General features: G+C 39.3%; 13 protein-coding genes. 11 read left to right on the forward strand and 2 right to left on the reverse strand.

What is annotated here, in order from left to right:
- The first annotated feature begins 160 nt into the window (after positions 1-160).
- The 11 genes from IQ236_RS24365 to sbcC all read left to right on the forward strand — a co-directional run bounded on the left by IQ236_RS24365 (position 161) and on the right by sbcC (position 16,771).
- Entirely contained in the window at positions 161-748 is a 588-nt protein-coding gene (locus IQ236_RS24365) for a DUF3727 domain-containing protein (protein ID WP_193871687.1), read from the forward strand.
- A gap of 154 nt (positions 749-902) precedes the next feature.
- Positions 903-1,976 carry an endolytic transglycosylase MltG gene (mltG, locus tag IQ236_RS24370; protein ID WP_190524662.1) on the forward strand — a complete coding sequence of 358 codons (1,074 nt, stop codon included), beginning with the start codon at positions 903-905 and terminating at the stop codon, positions 1,974-1,976.
- 75 nt (positions 1,977-2,051) lie between these two features.
- Positions 2,052-2,564, forward strand: a complete 513-nt coding sequence (locus tag IQ236_RS24375; protein ID WP_193871677.1) for a YqeG family HAD IIIA-type phosphatase — start codon at positions 2,052-2,054, stop codon at positions 2,562-2,564.
- A 266-nt stretch (positions 2,565-2,830) separates the two neighbouring features.
- On the forward strand, positions 2,831-3,946 hold the full coding sequence (gene proB, locus IQ236_RS24380; RefSeq protein ID WP_193871678.1) for a glutamate 5-kinase: 1,116 nt from the start codon (positions 2,831-2,833) through the stop codon (positions 3,944-3,946).
- 472 nt (positions 3,947-4,418) lie between these two features.
- Complete coding sequence (locus IQ236_RS24385; RefSeq protein ID WP_190524630.1) at positions 4,419-5,024, forward strand: hypothetical protein; 606 nt, start codon at positions 4,419-4,421, stop codon at positions 5,022-5,024.
- A 21-nt stretch (positions 5,025-5,045) separates the two neighbouring features.
- Entirely contained in the window at positions 5,046-7,679 is a 2,634-nt protein-coding gene (locus tag IQ236_RS24390) for an OmpA family protein (protein ID WP_193871679.1), read from the forward strand.
- On the forward strand, positions 7,676-8,200 hold the full coding sequence (locus tag IQ236_RS24395) for a Rab family GTPase (protein ID WP_193871680.1): 525 nt from the start codon (positions 7,676-7,678) through the stop codon (positions 8,198-8,200). The genes IQ236_RS24390 and IQ236_RS24395 overlap by 4 nt, the downstream gene beginning before the upstream one ends.
- 42 nt (positions 8,201-8,242) lie before the next feature.
- A complete protein-coding gene (locus IQ236_RS24400; protein ID WP_193871681.1) occupies positions 8,243-10,114 on the forward strand; it encodes a sensor domain-containing diguanylate cyclase in 1,872 nt (623 codons plus the stop codon).
- A 96-nt stretch (positions 10,115-10,210) separates the two neighbouring features.
- Complete coding sequence (locus IQ236_RS24405) at positions 10,211-12,373, forward strand: adenylate/guanylate cyclase domain-containing protein (RefSeq protein ID WP_193871682.1); 2,163 nt, start codon at positions 10,211-10,213, stop codon at positions 12,371-12,373.
- Between the two features lie 51 nt (positions 12,374-12,424).
- Positions 12,425-13,558, forward strand: a complete 1,134-nt coding sequence (locus IQ236_RS24410; protein WP_193871683.1) for a HetZ-related protein 2 — start codon at positions 12,425-12,427, stop codon at positions 13,556-13,558.
- Between the two features lie 108 nt (positions 13,559-13,666).
- Positions 13,667-16,771, forward strand: a complete 3,105-nt coding sequence (gene sbcC, locus IQ236_RS24415) for an exonuclease subunit SbcC (protein WP_193871684.1) — start codon at positions 13,667-13,669, stop codon at positions 16,769-16,771.
- A 17-nt stretch (positions 16,772-16,788) separates the two neighbouring features.
- On the opposite strand, the gene IQ236_RS24420 is transcribed toward sbcC, so the two are convergent.
- Entirely contained in the window at positions 16,789-19,353 is a 2,565-nt protein-coding gene (locus tag IQ236_RS24420; protein ID WP_193871685.1) for an adenylate/guanylate cyclase domain-containing protein, read from the reverse strand.
- 178 nt (positions 19,354-19,531) lie between these two features.
- Positions 19,532-20,665 (reverse strand): glycosyltransferase family 4 protein, encoded by a 1,134-nt coding sequence (locus IQ236_RS24425; protein WP_193871686.1) that lies wholly within the window; start codon positions 20,663-20,665, stop codon positions 19,532-19,534.
- Positions 20,666-20,780: the final 115 nt, after the last annotated feature.

Raw genomic sequence — 20,780 nt, forward strand, 5'->3', positions numbered from 1 at the left:
GAGAAGTGGGGAGAGAAGGGGAGTAGGGGGTTGGCGGTGGTGCTGCGTTAATAGTCAACCAATTTGATGATATCCTGGTGTTGAAAAGGGTTGAGCGTATCTCTTGAGCACTCCTCCCCAGTGCCGTTTAGTGCGGCTAAAAATAGTACAGTAATAAATGATGCTCCCATCTAAATTTCCCAACGATAATGGACGTTCTGAGGAAGCCTACGTCACCCTGACCGATGAGCAGGGGCGATCGCTGGTGTGCACCTTGCAATCCTCAATTCAGTTAGAAGGTCAAGAGTATGGATTGCTTCTTCCTGTGGACACGCCCATCGAAATCTTAACTTGGAATGACGAGGATGATGATGATGAATCTGCTGTTCCTGTAGAATCAGAAGCAGAAATTGACAGAATTTTCAAAACGGCTAAAGCTGTTTTAGCAGAACACAATTTAGATCTCAAACGAACAGGGATTACCCTAACTGTAGAAGGAGAATTACCGGATTTTCCTGAAGAAGGAGAATCTAATTCCGATCTCGATTCTTCCCAACCTGACCAAGAAGAATTTGAGGAACTCCTGTGGTTAGCGAGTTTCTATTACGAAGAGCAAGAATACGGAATTTATACCCCTGCCGATCCGTTCTTTATTCTCGCTAAAACCAATGAAGAGGGAGAATATAAACAACTTTCCCCGGAAGAATTTCAAAAGTTAGAACCTTTGTTACCCTTGATTGAAGATCAACTTTTTGATGCTTTGGAGTAACCCATTCAGGTCTGTATCGACCCCTGAACAATAAATATCTCCTCAGAGGGAGATGGGCGGGGTTTCAGTACAAGGTAAAATCGAGTTTTGATTTGGGAGTGGCAATTTGGAAATTGCAAAAACAAAGCAAAAGAAACCTCAAAATAAACAAACCTTGAAAGGGTTTTCTAAAGGTTTTTTTTATCTTCTCATCCTACCGATGATCTGGGGATTCTTCGGATGGCAAGGTTGGATGTGGTGGAGTTGGGCCAGTGCGGCTCCTCAAAGTGAAGAACAGGTGAGATCCTCCAGTGGGAGTGGAAACAGTGTGAAAATCCTGATTCCCCCTGGAACATCAAGCCAGCAAATTGGGGAAGATTTGAAAGCAGCCGGATTAATTCGTTCCGATTTGGCTTGGAGACTGTGGGCACGGTGGTTAATCTTCAAAGATCCTCAAGGAGATTTTAAAGCCGGAAGCTATTCTCTGGCTCCAACTCAATCCTTGAGTGAAGTTGCTGCTAAAATCTGGAATGGGGAAGTGATGACGCTTAGTTTCACGATTCCAGAAGGCTGGTCAATTCAACAAATGGCGGAATATTTTGAACAACAAGGATTTTTCTCGGCGGAGGAATTTATCACAGCAAGTCGTCAAATTCCCTATCAAGATTATCCTTGGCTCCCTCAAAATTTACCCTTACTAGAAGGTTTTTTGTTTCCCGATACTTATCAAGTGGAATCGGCTGAAGTCACACCCCAAGGCATCATTCGCCAGATGTTAAATCGGTTTCAAGAATCGGCTTTACCGATCTATCAACAAGCAAAATCCCAACTGAATTTAGATTTGAATGAATGGGTGACACTGGCGAGTATTGTGGAGAAAGAAGCCGTTGTCGCTGAAGAACGAAATCGCATTTCTGGGGTGTTTCACAACCGTTTGCAAAAAGGAATTCAACTCGCTTCTGATCCGACAGTAGAATATGCTTTGGGAATTCGTCAAACCGTTGATCAACCCCTAACCTTTAAACAGGTGGAAACGCCGTCTCCCTACAATACTTATATTAATGTGGGTTTACCGCCAACGGCGATCGCCAGTCCGGGTTTAGCGAGTTTAAAAGCAACACTCAACCCTGAAAAAACCGATTATCTCTACTTTATGGCGCGTTACGACGGAACCCATATTTTCAGCCGGACAGAAGCGGAACATCAAGCAGCAATTGCTGAAGTTGAACGCAATCTTTCTTCTCAATAAGAGAGTTATAGGGAGGATGCCGGCAAGTTACCCCGTTTTCGGTTAAAATCAAGGGGCTAAAATTTTATAATTCTTATGTCTTGGGGGAAACTCTTACAACCTGATTTAGTTTTGGGAGATTGCGTTGTCCATTTGACACCGGATCTATTAGAACAGCACCAAATTAAAGGCATGGTGCTAGATGTGGATGAAACCTTAGTTCCGATTACGGAAAAGTCTGTGTCTGAACAGCTTAAAGGTTGGATCGATACCCTCAAACCTCAGACTTGTCTATGGTTGGTGAGTAACAATATTAGCCAAGCTCGGATTGGTAGTATTGCTGAAACGTTAAATTTGCCCTACATTAGTGGCGCGGGTAAACCCTCTCGCCGGAAACTCAAGCGAGCCGTTGAAGCGATGGATTTACCCGTAGAACAGGTGGCTATGGTGGGCGATCGCTTATTTACAGATGTTTTGGCGGGAAACCGTCTCGGAATGTTTACAATTCTGGTGGAGCCGATGGTTGATCCCACCATGATGCCTCCAGCTAATTCTGTTCGTAATATTGAAGTGTGGCTCTCCAAAATGCTAGGAGCAACCCTGCACTGATTAAAACCGCAATCGGTTTTTTCTGTAACGAAAATAACTTGAAATCTAAAGAAAAGATTATGAAATTTCAACGGGTTAAAGTTTTATGGGATCATAATAATGATTTAATAACAAATCGGGTCAGCTTATATAAAGACCCTCAGTATACCAATCCTTAAATTCTGTTGTAAAACGCCAGCCTTCCCTGCTTTGGGGGGGTTGGCGTTTTACGGTGAGTCATTAACCGTCAACTGTCAACCGTCAACCGTCAACCGTCAACATCCTTTATGTCTCAAACCCTTGTTATCAAAATTGGTACATCGAGTTTAACCCAGGCGACCACAGGACATTTAGCGTTATCGACGTTGGCGACGTTAGTAGAAACCTTGGCCCGGTTACGGCATCAGGGGTATCGAGTCGTTTTAGTTTCTTCCGGTGCGGTGGGAGTGGGACGCGATCGCTTAGGATTAACGGAACGTCCTCGCACCATTGCCTTAAAACAAGCGGTAGCCGCCGTGGGTCAAGGTCGGTTGATGCGGGTTTATGATGATTTATTTAGTTCCCTCCAACAACCCATTGCTCAAGTTTTGCTGACACGGGGAGATTTAGTTCAACGTAACGGTTATGTGAATGTTTATAATACGTTTCAACAATTGTTAAAATTAGGCGTAATTCCCATTGTTAATGAAAATGATACCGTTGCCGTTGATGAATTAAAATTTGGGGATAATGATACTCTTTCGGCATTAGTTGCGAGTTTAGTAGAGGCGGATTGGTTATTTTTATTAACAGATGTTGATCAATTATATTCAGCCGACCCCCGTGAAAATCCCAACGCTCAACCGATTAGTTTAATCACGAGTATGGAACAATTAGAAGAATTTCAAGTGCAAACAGGAGATTCTCGCAGTGGATGGGGAACGGGAGGAATGATTACAAAAATTGAAGCAGCCCGAATTGCTACGGGATCAGGGGTGAGAACCGTTATTACAGAGGGAAAATATCCCCAAAATTTAGAAAAAATCCTGCAAGGGGAAGCCATTGGGACTCAATTTGAACCCCAAATTCGACCTGTTAATGCTCGAAAACATTGGATTGCTAATGTATTAATTCCAATGGGTAAACTTTATTTAGATGCAGGGGCAGTCAAGGCAATTTCTAAAGGAGGAAAATCTTTATTAGCAGCAGGAATTACAAAAATTGACGGAGAATTTGCGGTGCAAGATTCGGTACAAATTTGTGATTTAGAAGGACAGGAAATTGCTAGAGGTTTAGTTAATTATAATAGTGGAGAATTACAAAAAATAAAGGGTTTGCATTCGGATAAAATTCCTGAAATTTTAGGATATGAAGGTGCAGAAACAGTGGTTCATCGGGATAACTTAGTGATCACCGAACACTGAACACCGAACAGAGGGGGAAAGAAAATAGGGAATAGGAATACAGAAGGAATTCAATTTAACGCTCAAAATAAAATTAATCTTTCTGAATATCTTTGGATGCTTCAAATCTGGGACATCTAAACTCGAAGATTGTCCAAAACCTGGGAATGAATTGAAGGGTCAGAGCGACTACAGACTAGGGCGTGTTCAATTGTAGCCAAAATTGTAGCCTAACTTCAATCTAAAGTAGGACATCAAAATTTTGCTGATCAAAGAAAACCGAATCTATACCTTTAGAGTATTGTGTATCCTAATTTTTTATGCTATTTCTCCAACGGTAACAACGGGAGGGTTGAAAATTTCCCCTTAGCTGTTCTTCTGGCTAAATTTTTGATACAGTTCTAGGGTAAAACGCTAAACTTAGGGAAAAAACTCAACTATAATTCCTGATTGGCAAATTCTCCCGACTATAAAGATTGATGAGGACGTAAACATGGCTGAAATCACGAAAGAAGAAATGCGAGAGCGTTTAGGCAATATCGACCAAATCCGTGATATTATATTTGGATCTCAACTCCGAGACTATAATAGTCGGTTTGAAAAGATGGAGTCCGATCTCGCAACTCTGCAACAAGATATCCAAGATCGTGTTGAACAACTGAAAACGGTTTTAACGTCAGAAATCAAGTCCTCCGTAGAAAATTTAGACAAAAAAATCAAAATTCTGACCTTAAATTCCCAGGAAGAATTAACAGATCTGCGACAACAAACCGATCGGCTCAACCGCAAATTTTCCAGCAGTATTGAAGCTTTGGATGAAGCTTTAGATCAACAAACCAATTCTCTACGTGAAGAATTAGGACAAACTCGTGATCAGTTACAAGAGGAGGTTCGCAATCTTAAAAACCAAGTATTAGAAGAACTGGATCGACGCTTTTCTCTATTAACAGAAGTCAAAGTCTCCCGTGATGATATGGCGGAAGTGCTATTTGAAGTTGGGATGAGATTAAAAGGAACTGAATTTGTCCCAGCGATCAAACAAGCCGCCGATGAGCAAACCAATGGAGGTTTTGCACTTCCTGAACATCACCACTTTTAAATTCTAAATTCGGTCAAAACTATGACCTCTTCTCAGGATAATTTAAGCTCTATTGATCAACAACAGGGGATAACCTCTCAACAGAATTCATCCGATGGAGTTGAGGGTGATCCCCTAGCATCGTTGATCAATTTATTACTCGATTTAAACCTGAGTCATGAGTCTAAATCTCCTCGTCCTCCCTCAAGATTACCCCTAGATCCAGAACCATTCCCCACCCCCTTAACGGTTGATTCTGTAGCCTCTGAGCCTGAGTTTCCTAACTCAAATCCATCGATTCATCCTGTGCCTTTTCAACCTTCAACGCTAGAAGATGATGGGATTTTGCGACTCCTGCCCTTATTGGAAAAACCTCCTTCTACGGCGATGGACGTTGACTATTCCGTAAGCAAAATAGAAGAGAATTTCCCTTCAATTCCTTCCTCGATACCCTCTCAAAATTTAGAAGTTTCTGTTGAGCTAAAATCAACCGAGGAAACTCCTAAAATTGTTTCATCTAATCGGGAGAAAATTGAAGAGGATGATCCCTCTGATCCTGTGGATTTAAAAGCTCTTGAACCTTTATTAAAAGCCTTTAATTTAGATCAACCTTCGCTTCAACGTAATCCCCAAAATACGGAATTAAAAGTATCCAATCCCTCACCCATCAAAAAAGCTTCTAATCCTGATGATCCCTTAGAGCAATTACAAGAGTTAATGTTTGGCTCTAACTTAACGGATGATTTAGAAGAGTTGAAAAATCAATTATTAGGATCGGAATTGCCAGAAGTGCGAGAACTGGTAGACCGGATTACACAGCAACTCAATCGCATTGAAATCCAAATTTATGAACCTCAAAAATTAATTGAACTGTTGCTTCCTACTATTGGTCAACTCTTAAATTTAAAAGTTAATGAATCCAAAGAGGAGCTTATTCAAGCTTTTATTCCAATTATTGATGAAGTAATTCGAGGAAAAGGTCAAACGGATCGAATGGCGATGAGTGCTGCTATTGCGGATTTAATTCCTGAAGCGATTAAAAAACAAATTCGGGATTCTCCTAAAGAAATTGCTCAAGCGATTGGGCCAGAAATTGGGGCTGCGATTCGAGAACAAATTAGAATTGATCGCAATGAAATTGCCGAAGCTTTAGCACCTACCATTGGACGCACGATTAAAGAACAAGTTAGTTTAGAACGAGATTCAATGGTGGATGCGTTGTATCCGGTGATTGGGAGTACGATTAGTCGCTATTTAGGGGAAGCCATTAAAGACATTAATGACAAAGTGAATAGTGCTTTGAGTATGCAAGGAATCAAACGGAAAATTCAATCGAAAGTTCAAGGGGTATCGGAAGCAGAACTGATTTTAAAGGAAGTGAGTAATTTTATCGTGCAAGCGGTATTTTTAATTCACAAAGGTTCTGGTTTAGTCATTGCTCAAATGCAACAACCCGATCAACAACTTGAAGCCGAAATGATAGCGGGAATGTTAACGGCAATTCGCAGTTTTGTGAATGATTGTATTGTGCAAACCGGAGAAATTTCAGAACTGAATGAAATTGAGTATGGGGATTCTAAAATTATTCTTGAAGTGGCTGGATATTGTTATTTGGCTGTGCTGGTTAAAGGAGAACCGCCTAAAGCATTTATTAAAAAAATGCGCCAAACAATGGCAACATTGATTATTAAATATAGTCGGGAAATTGAAGAGTTTGAAGGCGATCCAGATTCAGTTCCTGAAGGAATTCCTTGTCAGCTTGAAGGGTTGATGCGGGTGGGAATAGATTGGAAAGTGTATCAAAAGCCAATGACTCTTTTAGTCCTGGGTTCAGTCCTATTCAGCTTAATTTTAATTGCTTTGGGAATTTATCAATACCGCCAGATAAATTTGCGCCAATTAGAAGCTACATTAACGAAAAAATTAGCATCAGAACCTGAGTTGGCGATTTATCCTTTATCTGTTCAAGTGCAGGGACAAACACTAGAATTAGAAGGTAAAGTTCCAACGGCTAGGTTGAAAGATAAAGCGAAAGCGATCGCTCAACAAACGGCTCCTAATTTTCAAATTGAAAATCGAATTATTGCCGTTAAACTTCCTCCCGATCCGGTTAAAATTGCCAGGGAAGTTAAGCAAATGACAACGCTGCTCAATCAAATCAGTGGGATTTCTATTTCGGCTGATTATCAAAGATCTCAAGTTACTTTGAAAGGAAAAGTAATTAAAGCTGAAGATATCCAGAAAATCACCCAAGCATTTGAGAAAATTGAGGGGGTGGATTCTGTGGTTGCCAATCTGGTTGTACAACCTCTTCCGATTCCGACTCGGATTTATTTTAAGGTTAATTCGGCGGAATTAATCTTGAAGGATTTACTCGGTAAACTTGTCCCTCTCGCTCAATATTTAAAGCGATACCCCGATCTCAAATTACGAATTATTGGTTATAGTCATCAACAGGAAAACCCTGGTAAAAATAATCAGTTAGCCGTAAAACGGGCTCAAACCGTTCAAAATATTTTGGAGGATTTAGGGATTGATCGACGACGGCTGGAAGCGGTCGGAAAAACCGAATATCCTGGGGGAGTAGATGAGAATCAGGAGCCTTGGTTGAGTCAAACCGTTTTGTTTGAGATAATACCTTTAGAAGTTCAAGAGCATAAACCTTTAAAACCATGATTTCTAAAAAAATTTGCTTAGTCGGTGATTTTGGAGTTGGAAAAACCAGTTTGATTCGGAGATTTGTGGATCGTCAATTTAGTGATCAATATTTGTCTACGGTGGGAGTTAAAATTTCTCGCAAAGCTGTTGATCTCGCAGTCCTGAATCCTGAAAAAACGGGAACTGTGCAATTGTTAATTTGGGATATTGAAGGCCATACTAAATTTAAAGCGATCGCCCCCAGTTATTTACAAGGAGCAAGCGGTACGGTCATTGTTGCAGATGTGACCCGTCAGGAAACGGTAGAACGGCTCTCGGAACATATTGACTTATTTTTATCAGTCAATCCGAAAGGATTTATGGTCATTGCGTTTAATAAAATTGATTTAGTTGACTCAACTGAACTGGAACGAATTGTTAAACTCGCTCCAGATTTTAAGCAATGTGGACAAATTTTAGCCAGCTATCAAACCTCCGCCAAAACCGGGGATCATGTTGATACGATTTTCCACCAACTTTCTCAAAAATTTCTATCTTGATAAGTTATAGAATTTAGTTGTGCATTTGTTCTGGGATAAGTTATGAACACACTGTTAAAAAAAATCTTAGCACCTAAAAACATTGAATATTTGACCATTAATTCAGAGCTTAGGATTGTCGAATTATCTTGGGGTGTCGCCCGATTTGCAGATTGTCCAGAGCAAGTGCGATCTGGAGAAGATGTCTGTGATGCTTTTCCTGAGTTAATTGGATTAGAAGAAACCTTTAAAAAAATTATTAATCATCAAATTAATCAATTTGAAATCAAAGGAATCTGCCGGGGTTTAAAGGAAGAAGAAGTTATCTATTTTGATATTTATGTTTTAAATAATCCTGAAAATCCTCTCAATCATGAAGAGTTATTAATTGTCTTGGAGGATACAACAGAATGGGTTTTAAAAGAACAAAAAATTACTCAAGTTGCGAAAGAATATGGATTGGCTTTAAGTGCTTTAGATAAAACTAAAACCTATCTAAATCAAATCATTAATTCTATGACTGATTTGTTGATCGTAACAGATCATCAGGGAATTATTAAAATAATTAATAAAGCCACCATTATTTTATTTAAATATTCCCAAGAAGAATTAATTCAACACTCTATTTTTAAATTATTTGAAAACGAAAAAATTACCCATAATTTTAAAGAATCAGAATTCTTAGCTTCTTTTCATTTATTAAATCCGATAGAAATTCTCTGTAAAGCTAAAACTGGAACGTTTTTTCCGATCTCATTTTCCTGTTCCTCCCTGAATTTTGATATTTCTGAAAATCAAGAATTTGTTTGGATCGGTCGAGATATGACGGAACAGAAACGGGTGGAATTTCAGTTCCGTCAACAAGGAGAACGCGATCGGCTTTTAAAAACGATTACCCAACGCATTCATCAATCTTTAAGCTTACAAGAAACCTTACAAACCATTGTCGGAGAAATTCGTCATTTTTTACAGGTTGATCGAGTTTTAATTTATCGATTTTTCACCCCGACAGAAGGACGAATAATCGCTGAAACCGTCATCAATTCTTCTATCTCACCTCTAAATCCGTCTATTTTAACCCCAGATTTTAATTTTCTTTTATTATCTTATTTTAATTCGGGAAAAATCGATGCCATTGAGGATGTTTACTTAATTCCTATTAATTTTCCCTATCTCTATTCTTTACTTCAATTAAAAGTTAAAGCGAGTTTAGTTGTACCCATTCTGATTTATGACTCCTCTCAAGAGTCTAATTCCACCAATCAAGTTTGGGGATTATTAATGGCCCATCAATGCTATCAACCTCGCCATTGGGAAGTGTGGGAAATTAACTTATTAGAGGAATTAGCAACCCAAATTGCTATTGCGTTGCAACAAGCCGAACTTTATGAACAATTACAAATTGCTTATCAAGGATTACAACAGTTAGTAATTCAAGATGGATTAACAGGTCTAGCCAATCGTCGTCATTTTGATCGGGTACTTTATCAAGAATGGAATCGATTGAGACGAGAAGGATCACCTTTATCGTTGCTTTTACTCGATATTGATTATTTTAAACAATACAATGATAGCTATGGACATTTAGCGGGGGATTTTTGTTTACAGGAAGTCGCTCAAGTTTTACAGAATATTGTTCAACGAAGTAGCGATTTAGTGGCTCGTTATGGAGGGGAGGAATTTGCTGTAATTTTACCGAATACCCAGACTTCAGAAGCCCTTGAGGTTGCAGAAAGAATTCGGGAACAGGTGGAAGCCTTGCAAATTCCCCATCGGGAATCTGAGGTCAGTAATTATGTCACAATGAGTATTGGAGTGGCGACTTTAATTCCTATCGAACATTTAACCCCTCAAATTGTCATTCACACGGCTGATCAAGCTTTGTATCAAGCTAAACAAAATGGCCGAAATTCCATTTGTATAGCCTCTCCCTAATTGTACCTTTCATTCGATTGCATCTACCCCAAAATAGTGTGATCTAACGCTAAGATTTAAGAAAAAGAATAACTTTATTGAAGTCATTCAGGGATTATGGATAATTTATTTAAACAGTTTTTAACTCTTCGTCAAATGGATTACCTAGTTGTTAATCCAGACTTGAGCATTAAAGAGTTTTCTCCAGGAGTTGTTCGGCTTGCGGAGGATGCTGCATCGATTGTAATCGGAGAAAACGTTCAATCTTATTTTCCTGAACTGTTTGGAACCGAGGAGATCATTGATGCCATTATCCAAGGGGAGCAAGATTATTTTGAATTGAATTCCATGAGCCGACAAATCCCGGACAGTGAATTAATTTATTTTAATATGTACTTTTTGGGCGTTTCAATTCAAGGTAAACATATCCCTGAATTAATGATCCTTTTTGAGAATGTTACGCAAAAAATGCAGTTAGAGCAAGCATTAGTTCAAGAAACCAATGAATCTCGGTTGTTGTTAAATGCCTATTCCCATTCTCAACAATATATTGACCGAATTATTACCTCAATGGAGGATATTTTAATTGTAACAAATCAACAGGGCATGATTAAAAAAGTCAATCTGGCAACCTTATCATTGTTAGGATATAATCAAGCGGATTTAATTAATAATCCTATTTTTGATTTTTTGGAAGATGACACGGCTTTAAAAGAGTATTTAACCGAATCTTTCCTCAAAAAAGAAGACTTTCTATTTAAAAATTTAGAATTAAGTTGTAAAAAGAAATATGGGGGTATAATCATCTTAGAATTTTCGATTTCTACTCTAACAACTGATACGGATGATAGCCTTGATTTTATTTATGTTGGCCGGGATGTCACCGCTCGAAAACGGGCTCAACAAAGGGTTTTCACTCAATACCAAATTTCTCGAATTTTATCGGAAGCCGCAAATATTCATGAAGCCTTCCTGCAAATTTTACGCTCAATTTGTGAAAGTTGGGGATGGGTTTTAGGCGAAGTCTGGATGTTAGAACCTTTTTCAGCAGATCTCTTAATGTTAGAGAATGAACTGGCTCAAGAATCTGCTTTTAAACTTAAGTCAATTAACCCGAAACTTCAGTGTCTTGAAATCTGGGCAAAACCCAGGATTGAATTATCAACAATTGAAAAGCTGTATGAAAATATAACCTTAGATCTGAATATGGGTTTACCGGGTCAAATTTGGGGTAGTGGCTTTGCTCAGTGGAGTGAAGATTTGATGATGGATGAAGAATCTCCTCATCATCGTATTGCTCAAGAATTAGGGCTACAGACGGCTTTTGGATTCCCCATTCAAGATGGAAAAGATGTCTTAGGAGTGATGGCTTTTTTCAGTCAAGAAAAAACTTCGCCTGATCCTGAATTAATGCAAACCATGACCGCTATTGGTAGTCAGTTAGGTCAGTTTATTAAACGAAAATTGGCGGAAGTTGCACTGCGTTATCAACAGAAACAAACAGAACGCTTACTCTTAAATATTTTACCCGAACCGATTGCAAATCGTCTGAAACAAGAAACAAAAACGATTGCTGAACATTTTGGAGAAGTCACTGTTTTATTTGCCGATATTGTTGGATTTACCCAAATTTCATCTTCCTTAAGTCCGATTTCTTTAGTCAATTTACTGAATGAATTATTCTCTAGTTTTGATCGATTAACAGAAAAATATGGATTAGAAAAAATTAAAACCATTGGTGATGCTTATATGGTGGTGGGGGGATTACCTGATCCTCGGTCTGATCATGCCATTGCGATCGCAGATATGGCATTAGATATGCAAAGCGCAATTCTGGAATTTAATCAGACCCATCATAAAGCCTTTAGTGTGCGAATTGGAATTCATAGCGGCCCTGTTGTTGCGGGTGTGATTGGGATTAAAAAATTCTTGTATGATTTATGGGGAGATACGGTGAATATCGCTTCTCGAATGGAATCTCATGGGTTGGCAGGACATATTCAAATCAGTGAAGATACTTATCATCTTTTACCGAAAAAATATGTTGTCGTTAAACGAGGTTTAATTTCAATTAAAGGGAAAGGTAGTATGAATACTTATTTTTTATTAGGTCGAAAAGGAGAAAATTATCTAGGTGTCATTGACAAAATGGTTGCCCTAAATGAGCAACAAATAACCGCAGAAACTCAACATTTAGTTGAAATGATCCATAATAAACTCAATGAAAACTCTCCAGTTCAAGCCCATAAAATCGATGGTAGCTTACCCGATTTAGGATAAAATAGGAAAACAGCTTAAAATTGATAATTGTTTGCACCTTTTAAATTTTAAATGACGTTATCAGAATCTTGGAAAAATCAGTGGCGTTTTCAACTGGAAAACGACTACCCTCACTTAAACCCAAACACGCGAGAAAGCCTGATTCGTTGGTTACTGGGAGAACATTCTGAATCCTTAGAGACTCTCCCTCCTGACCAACAAGACCGGATCAAACAAGGGTTAAATTTTCGCTATCGCATTCTACAACAGCGCTATTTAGAAGTGTCTCCCGAAAAAGCTTATCGCCATTTAATGCAGCGCTTAGGGAGTTTAGTGATTTTGCGGCAAAAAGTTCGCCTGTGGGTTGCTACCAGTCGAGATCGTCAACGTCAAGTGGTGGATGTTTTACAAGAAGTGGTACAGGAAATGTTGAATAGCGATCGCTATTTACAACAACAAATGCAATGGATTTCTCAATGTACCTCTAATCAACAATTAAGAAATGCTTTATTATTAACAACTGTAGAAGAATATTGTCTGCGTCCGATTCGGAATCAACCGTTATTAGTTTATCGATTTGTTAACTATTTACGTCGCACTCAACGGGGAGGCTTAACCCAAGTTCCCACCGGAGAATGGATTAAACAGTTATCCGATGAAATCCTATCCGATGAGACAGATGAAACCATTAGTTTATTCGATCATCAAGCGGTTTCTCACTATGAAGATGAACAATATTTCCAAACCCAACAAAATCAACGGTTAGCTGTTCAAGCGGAATTTGAAGCTTATTTAATTAAAAATGTTGACCCCATTGCGGCAGAATGGTTGCGGTTATATTTACAAGGATTATCCCAAGAAGCGATCGCTCAAAAACTAAATTTACCCATTAAACAAATCTATCGACTGCGAGAAAAAGTCAGTTATCATGCGATTAAAAATTTTACCTTAAAACAAAACCCGGAATTAGTCACCAGTTGGTTAGGAACCTCTTTATCAGAACATCGTTTAGGGTTAACCTCCCAGCAATGGCAAGAATTTTGCGAAGGTTTAACCCCCACCCAACAAAACATTCTGGAACGTTTAAAAGCAGGGGAAACTTTAGAAACAATTGCTCAAGCCTTAACCCTCAAAATTACCCAAATTCAACAGGAATGGACGACCCTGTATTTAATGGCTCAAAATCTGCGAAATCAATCAAGTTGATCTCCTTCTATAGTTTTGTTGAAGTCCAACTAACACAAATTGCGTTAATATAAGATTGATGAATACGACAACCGCCTAAAAATTCCCTGTTTTCAGTGCTGAAAATCTATGATTCCCCAAAAACTGACCCTAAAAAATTTCCTCAGCTACCGAGAAGCAACCCTCGATTTTAGTGGTTTACATACCGCTTGTATTTGTGGTTCCAATGGGGCGGGAAAATCCTCCTTATTAGAAGCAATGGCTTGGGCAGTTTGGGGAAATAGTCGGGCAGAATCAGAGGATGATATTATCTATATGGGGGAAGTAGAAGCTCGTGTAGATTTTACCTTTATTAATCAGGGAAATTTATATCGGGTAATTCGGAACCGTCGTCGAGGTCAGTCAGGAACCTTAGAATTTCAAGTGGCAACTACTGCGTTACAAGAAATAGAAGATTTAGATACCATTAAATTTCGTCCTCTGACTGAACGAGGATTAAGAGCGACTCAACAAAAGATTTTAGATTACTTAAAATTAGATTATGATACCTTTATTAATTCCGCTTATTTGAGACAGGGACGGGCGGATGAGTTCATGATTAAACGGCCGACGGAACGGAAAGAAATCCTCGCTAGTTTATTAAAATTAGATCAATATGATGGGTTATCGGAAAAAGCCAAAGATTTAGCGCGTGAGTATAAAGCTCAAGGGGAAGTTTTAGAACAAACTTTAACTACAAATCAAGCTCAAATTGAACAAAAAGGTCAATTAGAACAGGATATTATTCAATTACAAACAACGATTGATCATCTGCAAGAAAAACAAGCCCAAGATCGAGATTATTATCAACAATTACAAGCTCAACAACATCATCGTCAAGCCTGGGAAAAACTCTTAACAGGACAACAACAACAACATCAAACTTTTGCCCAAGATTATCGACGTTTACAACAGGAATTAGTCGCTACTCAACAGCAACGTCAGGAACTCGAAGCGGTATTACAACAAGAAACAGAAATTCAAACCGGATATCAACATTTTCAAACGCTACAAATAACGGAAGAATCTCTATCAAGTCAATTTAAACTGTATCAAGAGTATCAACAGCAACGCCAACAGTTACAAGAACAACAACGCCAACATCTGAATAGTTTACAACAGCAAATTCAAACGTTACAAGCTCGTTTAGAAGCCTTAACCCAACAGGAACAAGATTATTTACAAATTTTAAGCCAAAAACCTGATATTGAAGCGGGTTTAGAACAGTTACAAACCGCCAGAACTCGGTTAAATCAGTTTGACCAATTACAATTAGAAGTAACCCCACTTTTACAACATCGTCAACGCCTACAAACCGAGTTAGATCGATCTCAATCTCGTCAACAAGCTCGGTTAGAAGAATTAAAAACCTCGATGGGAAAACTCCAACGAACCCTTAAACAACATCGCCCCCAATTAGAAGCACAATTAGAAACTATTGCGAATCAAATTACAGAACTAGATAAGAAAAAAGTTTATCAACTGCGAGTCCGAGAAAAAGGGCAAGAACGCCATAATTTTATGGAAAGGTTGAATAATTCTAAACGAGATTATGAAGAAAAATTATCAGAATTAGAACAGAAAATTCAACTCTTATCAAAATCGGAATCTGAGGAAAAAGAAACTGATGATGCACCGTTATTGCGATCCCAATTTCCTCCCTGTCCCTTATGCGATCGCCCCTTAGATGAACATCACTGGAATTTGGTAATTTCTAAGCATCAAAATCAACAACACGAATTCAGAAATCAAATTTGGGTGGTTCATGAACAGTTAGTCGTTGCGGATCGAGAACTGAAAATTTTACAAGAGGAATATCGACAAATTCAACAGGATTTATTACCCTATGAAGAATTGCGAGAACACCGAGGAAAGATTCAAGCACAATTAGAAGGTTTGTATCAAGATGAACAGCAGTTACAACAACTGATTTTAGAACAGAAATCTGTTCAAGATATGTTAGAAACGGGAAGTTATGCAACGGATTTATATGCAGAATTGCAGGATTTAGAACAAAAATTAAGCCAAATTAATTATAATGAACAAAGCCATGCTTTAGCCAGAAATGAGGAAAAACGCTATCGTTGGGCAGAAATTAAATATAGTCAAATTCGGGATGCTGAAGATAAATTAATAAAAATAACGACTCAAAAACCCGAATTAGAAACTCAAATTCAAACATCAACCCAAACCTTAACCGAGCAGAAAAATAATTCTGAAATTCAACAACAAATTGTTACGATAGAGCAAAAAATAACCGCAATGGGTTATAATGTAGAGGAACATAATCGCATTCGTTCTGAGTTACGTCAAGCGCAAGTTTGGTTAACTCGTACAGAACAATTAAATCAAGCCAAACAACAATATCCAATCCTGCAAAAACGCATCGAAGAATTAGAAACATTAACCGAAGAACGGGTAAAAAATTTACAAGCGATTCAAGGACAAATTGAACTGTTACAACAGCAATTACAAGAAACACCCGATCCCACAGAAGCGTTAAAACAGTTAGACCAATTAATTCAACAACAACGGCTTAAATTAGATAGTTATTTAGGTCAATTGGGAAGTTTACAACAACAACAAACCCAACTTGATCAGCTAAACACTCAACAAACAGAATTAAAAACCCAACTCGATACGGTTCGCCGTCAATATCGAGTTTATCAAGAATTAGCGCAAGCCTTTGGAAAAAATGGCATTCAAGCGTTAATGATTGAGAATATTTTACCAGAGTTAGAAGCAGAAACCAATCAAATTTTATCTCGATTATCTGCCAATCAACTTCATGTTCAATTTGTCACCCAACGCACCGGACGCAGTACCCGATCTGCAAAAACCGCTAAAATGATTGAAACCTTAGAAATTTTAATTGCGGATGCGCGGGGAACTCGTTCTTATGAAACCTATTCGGGGGGAGAAGCCTTTAGAATTAATTTTGCGATTCGGTTAGCCTTAGCTAAATTATTAGCACAACGGGCGGGAACTTCTCTACAAATGTTAATTATTGATGAAGGTTTTGGAACCCAAGATGCGGAAGGATGCGATCGCTTAATTGCAGCCATTAATGCGATCGCTTCTGATTTTGCTTGTATTCTAACTGTCACCCATATTCCCAGTTTAAAAGAAGCGTTTCAAGCTCGAATTGAAGTGCATAAAACCAGTCAAGGTTCACAAATTTACCTGTCAATTTAAGGGTAAAGAATGGAATATTATTTGGTTGTCATGGTATAAACTCCATCCCATTCTTCAGGAACAGACGTTTGTAAATATTGTTGCGATCGCACAATATGAATTTGTACCGCCCGATCATCTGGACGCATTTTTTTGGCTTCTTCAAAAATCAAAATTGCTTGTTTAAAATCCCTTGTTAAATAAGCAATTCTGCCTTGATTAAAACAATCTAAAAACGCTTTTGTAGATGAATCTAAGGGAACAGAACGATTACTAATTAACTCATAAATACTCACAGCTTGCTGCTTTCCTTTCACTCGAACTCGATCTAATTCCCGCACCCAAATTTTATCTCGACATAAATGATAAGTCATCTCACTAATAATAATATCACAGCCATATTGTTTCGTAATTTGTTCCAGACGGGAACTTAAATTCACCCCATCTCCAATCACCGTATAATCCATGCGTTTTTGGGAACCAATATTTCCCGATACCACTTCACCCGAACTCATCCCAATCCCAATTTTAATTTGGGGTTCATCCGGTCGCATTTGGTTAAATTCCTTTAAGCGTCGGCGCATATCTAAAGCCGATTGTACCGCCATCCACGCATGATTATCTCGCAAAGGAAGGGGAGCACCAAAAACCGCCATTAACGCATCGCCAATAAATTTATCTAAGGTTCCTTCATGGGAAAAAACCGCTTCTACCATCGTTTCAAAATATTGGTTTAATAATGCAACAACATCCGATGCTTCTAAATTTTCAGTTAAGGTTGTATAGCCCCGAATATCAGAAAATAAAATCGTAACTTCTTTACGTTCTCCCACCATTAATACATCTTCTCCAAGCGCCATCACCTGTTCAGCAACACCCGGAGTCATATACCGATACATAGTCGTTTTCATCCGTTTTTCGCGGCTAATATCTTCTAACACCACTAACCCCCCTCGAACCCCTCCTTCTGGGTTAGTTAGGGGATTTACAGTTAAATTTATACTGCGTTCAATTTCCCGAAATTGTGTTGTAGGATCAAGGGTTCCCTTGGGTTGTAAAGGAGTCGCTTCTCCCCAAGGATAATAAATCTCAGCATGATAGCGATCAGGAATCACTAAAGTCGGAATTAAGCCCGCAATTTTTCCTTGGGGTTCTTCTTGTTTAATTAAACCCACCGTTAAACTTTGTTCAGGGACATAATGACGCGCCGCATGGCGTAAACTATCTTCTAAACGGAATCTTAAATTTTCAATGGGTACAACGTCCCACACATAACGACCCGTTAATTTTTCTTCCCAATATTGACGAATGGTGCGATCATTGGTTTGGGGTTTGGGACAGCCTAATAATTCCAAAGCCGCATCATTAATCGTGACAATTTTTCCTTGTAAATCCGTTGAAATTACCACATCAGAAAGACTTTGTAAAATATCCTTCTGATATTGTTTTTCCACCATCACATTTTCAAATAACTGAGCATTTTGTAAGGCAATTCCTGCCTGAGCATTAAATGCCCTTAAAAATTCCTCATCAGAATTCGTAAAACTGCCTTTATTTTTATTAATTAACTGCGTGACCCCGATCAATTCTCCCGCCCCATTATAAACAGGCATACATAAAATATTGCGGGTTTGATAGCCCGTCCTGCGATCAGTTGTAGGGTCAAACCGAGGATCGCAATAGGCATCAGGAATATTCAAAACTTGACCCGTAGAAGCCACATATCCCGCAATTCCTCGATTAGCCGGAATCCGAATTTCCATCATTTGTGAACCATCAGCCGTGGCAACTTTTGTCCACAATTCATGAGTTTCTTTTTTTAATAAAAATAACGTGCTGCGATCGGCTTGCATTAAATCCCGCGCCTGTTCCATCACCGCTTTTAAAGTAGTTTCTAAATCCAAACTTTGCCCTAAAGTTGTTGTTGCTTTTAATAATGCCGCCACTCCCCGTTGATTCCGGGCGGCAACAAAAAACGATTGACAACTTTCTAAAATAATCCCAATAGCATCTGCAAAAGAACGAAATTGTTGTTCATCTTCTTCTGTAAACGCCAAATCTCCGGCTTTATTCAACAACCGCACCACAGCCACCGCTTCCTCTGGGTTTTGACTGCTGAAAATGGGCATACATAAAATCGTGTGGGTATGATACCCGACAGGTTCATCCACTTCCGCTTCAAATAACGGACAATTGTGGGCATCCACCACATTCATAGCTTCCCCCGTCTGGGCCACATACCCTAAAATTCCCGCATCTATCGGTAAACGGATTTCTTTAGCCTGTCCCGTTTCTTCATCAACTTTGGTATACCAGAGTTGATTCTTGCTGCGATTAATTAAAAAGATTGTTGTACAATCCGCTTGTAAAATTTGCCCAATTTTGAGGGTAAAGGCATCAAGCAACTGTTCTAAGAGGGTTTCGATCGCTTCATTATTGATCAGATCAATTGCCCGAAGAAATTGCTGGAATTCTGCGGTAATAAAATCTAAAATGCAAATAAATTCCCCTATTGGCAGGTTTTTAACACGCGCTGCCAAGAGGCCCATACGATCCACTTGTGTCAGCGTAGCTAAGATGCTACCAGCATTAGAAAAAGTCATGGGAAGGGGATAGTTTGGGTGATGGAGATAAAACGGTCGGACTCTGATCCCAGAGGGTTAAGTGGCTTTGATGGAATAGAACCTTCCCAACTAAGAGAGACAGAATGAGTAGATGATAGCAGACAAAGGATGGTCATGGTTTCCATCCTCGTCTTCAGTCTAAAGTTTCTGACGAACCCTAAGCAGCAGAAGACAAAGAGTAACGGCTGAGAATCCCTTGATAGTAAGAGCGTAGTTGTTGGGTTGCAGAGGCCCATCCCCAACGTTCTGCTTCTAAACGAGCATTTTGGCGCAACGTTTCCCGCTCTTGGGGGTTTGCCAATAATCGTTGGGTTGCTGTCATTGCCCCTTCTTCGTCACGGGGATCAAACAAATAGCCATTGATACCATCGGTGACAATATCAGGAATTCCCCCAGACCGAGCGGCTACCACTGGCGTTCCTGCGGCCATTGCTTCCAATAACACTAACCCTAGGGTTTCGGTACGGGAGGGGAAAATAAACGCATCCGCCGACGCATAAGCTGTTGCTAACTCTTTCCCTCGCAAATACCCGACAAAATGAGTGGGAGTGTCCTGAAAATGGGTTTCTAGGACTTGACGATTGGGGCCATCTCCAACGAGGGCTAAACGAGCATTGGGAATGCGTTCTAAAACGGGTTTGATCCGTTCAATTTCTTTTTCTGCCCCCAAACGACCGACATAGAGTAATAAATGACAATCGGGATGTCCTTGACTCAGGCGATCGCGCATTTCTCGGCTGGCTAAGGTCGGTTGAAAGAGTTCGGTATCGACTCCCCGTTGCCATAAATCCAGACGTTCAATCCCGTGATTCCCCAGTTCTTGTACCATTGCTGTTGAGGTACAAAGATTTAATTGAGCTTGGTTATGGGCCGCTCGTAACATACTCCACAGTACCTCCTCCAACATTCCCAAACCATAATGGTGCAAATATTGGGGTAAATGGGTATGATACGATGCAACTAAAGGAATATTTAACTTTTTGGCATAATATAAGCCCCCTAACCCTAAAATAGCCGGATTCGCCACATGAATGATATCCGGTCGAAATTTCTCTAACTCAACCCGAATACCGGGATGGGGAATTCCCAGTTTTAACTCTGGATACAAGGGTAAAGGAACGCCCTCAACCCCATAGATTCTAGCCCCTTTGTATTCCGTGAGTCCCCCTGCTGGCGAAATCACTAATACTTCGTCTCCCAACCGTTGTAACTGTTCGACCGTATGACACAGCCGCGTCACAATCCCATCAATTTTGGGCAAAAAGGTCTCAGTGAAAAGAGCGATTCGCATACAAGCTATACACTGATGTCAATAGTCCTAGCTTTCCCATCATCTCAGAATTTGTCATTGCTGTTAATGCTTGAACAGTTATCAGTTATCAGTTATCAGTTATCAGTCTAAGAGT

The organism is Planktothrix mougeotii LEGE 06226, assembly GCF_015207485.1.
Classification (GTDB): Bacteria; Cyanobacteriota; Cyanobacteriia; order Cyanobacteriales; family Microcoleaceae; genus Planktothrix.

What these genes read in the sequence shown, in the direction of transcription:
- IQ236_RS24400 (WP_193871681.1), top strand. Translation starts at nt 8,243, where the DNA reads ATGAACACACTGTTAAAAAAAATCTTAGCACCTAAAAACATTGAATAT.
- IQ236_RS24390 (WP_193871679.1), top strand. Translation starts at nt 5,046, where the DNA reads ATGACCTCTTCTCAGGATAATTTAAGCTCTATTGATCAACAACAGGGG.
- proB (WP_193871678.1), top strand. Translation starts at nt 2,831, where the DNA reads ATGTCTCAAACCCTTGTTATCAAAATTGGTACATCGAGTTTAACCCAG.
- sbcC (WP_193871684.1), top strand. Translation starts at nt 13,667, where the DNA reads ATGATTCCCCAAAAACTGACCCTAAAAAATTTCCTCAGCTACCGAGAA.
- IQ236_RS24410 (WP_193871683.1), top strand. Translation starts at nt 12,425, where the DNA reads ATGACGTTATCAGAATCTTGGAAAAATCAGTGGCGTTTTCAACTGGAA.
- IQ236_RS24375 (WP_193871677.1), top strand. Translation starts at nt 2,052, where the DNA reads ATGTCTTGGGGGAAACTCTTACAACCTGATTTAGTTTTGGGAGATTGC.
- IQ236_RS24420 (WP_193871685.1), bottom strand. Translation starts at nt 19,353, where the DNA reads ATGACTTTTTCTAATGCTGGTAGCATCTTAGCTACGCTGACACAAGTG.
- IQ236_RS24365 (WP_193871687.1), top strand. Translation starts at nt 161, where the DNA reads ATGCTCCCATCTAAATTTCCCAACGATAATGGACGTTCTGAGGAAGCC.
- IQ236_RS24395 (WP_193871680.1), top strand. Translation starts at nt 7,676, where the DNA reads ATGATTTCTAAAAAAATTTGCTTAGTCGGTGATTTTGGAGTTGGAAAA.
- IQ236_RS24385 (WP_190524630.1), top strand. Translation starts at nt 4,419, where the DNA reads ATGGCTGAAATCACGAAAGAAGAAATGCGAGAGCGTTTAGGCAATATC.
- IQ236_RS24425 (WP_193871686.1), bottom strand. Translation starts at nt 20,665, where the DNA reads ATGCGAATCGCTCTTTTCACTGAGACCTTTTTGCCCAAAATTGATGGG.
- IQ236_RS24405 (WP_193871682.1), top strand. Translation starts at nt 10,211, where the DNA reads ATGGATAATTTATTTAAACAGTTTTTAACTCTTCGTCAAATGGATTAC.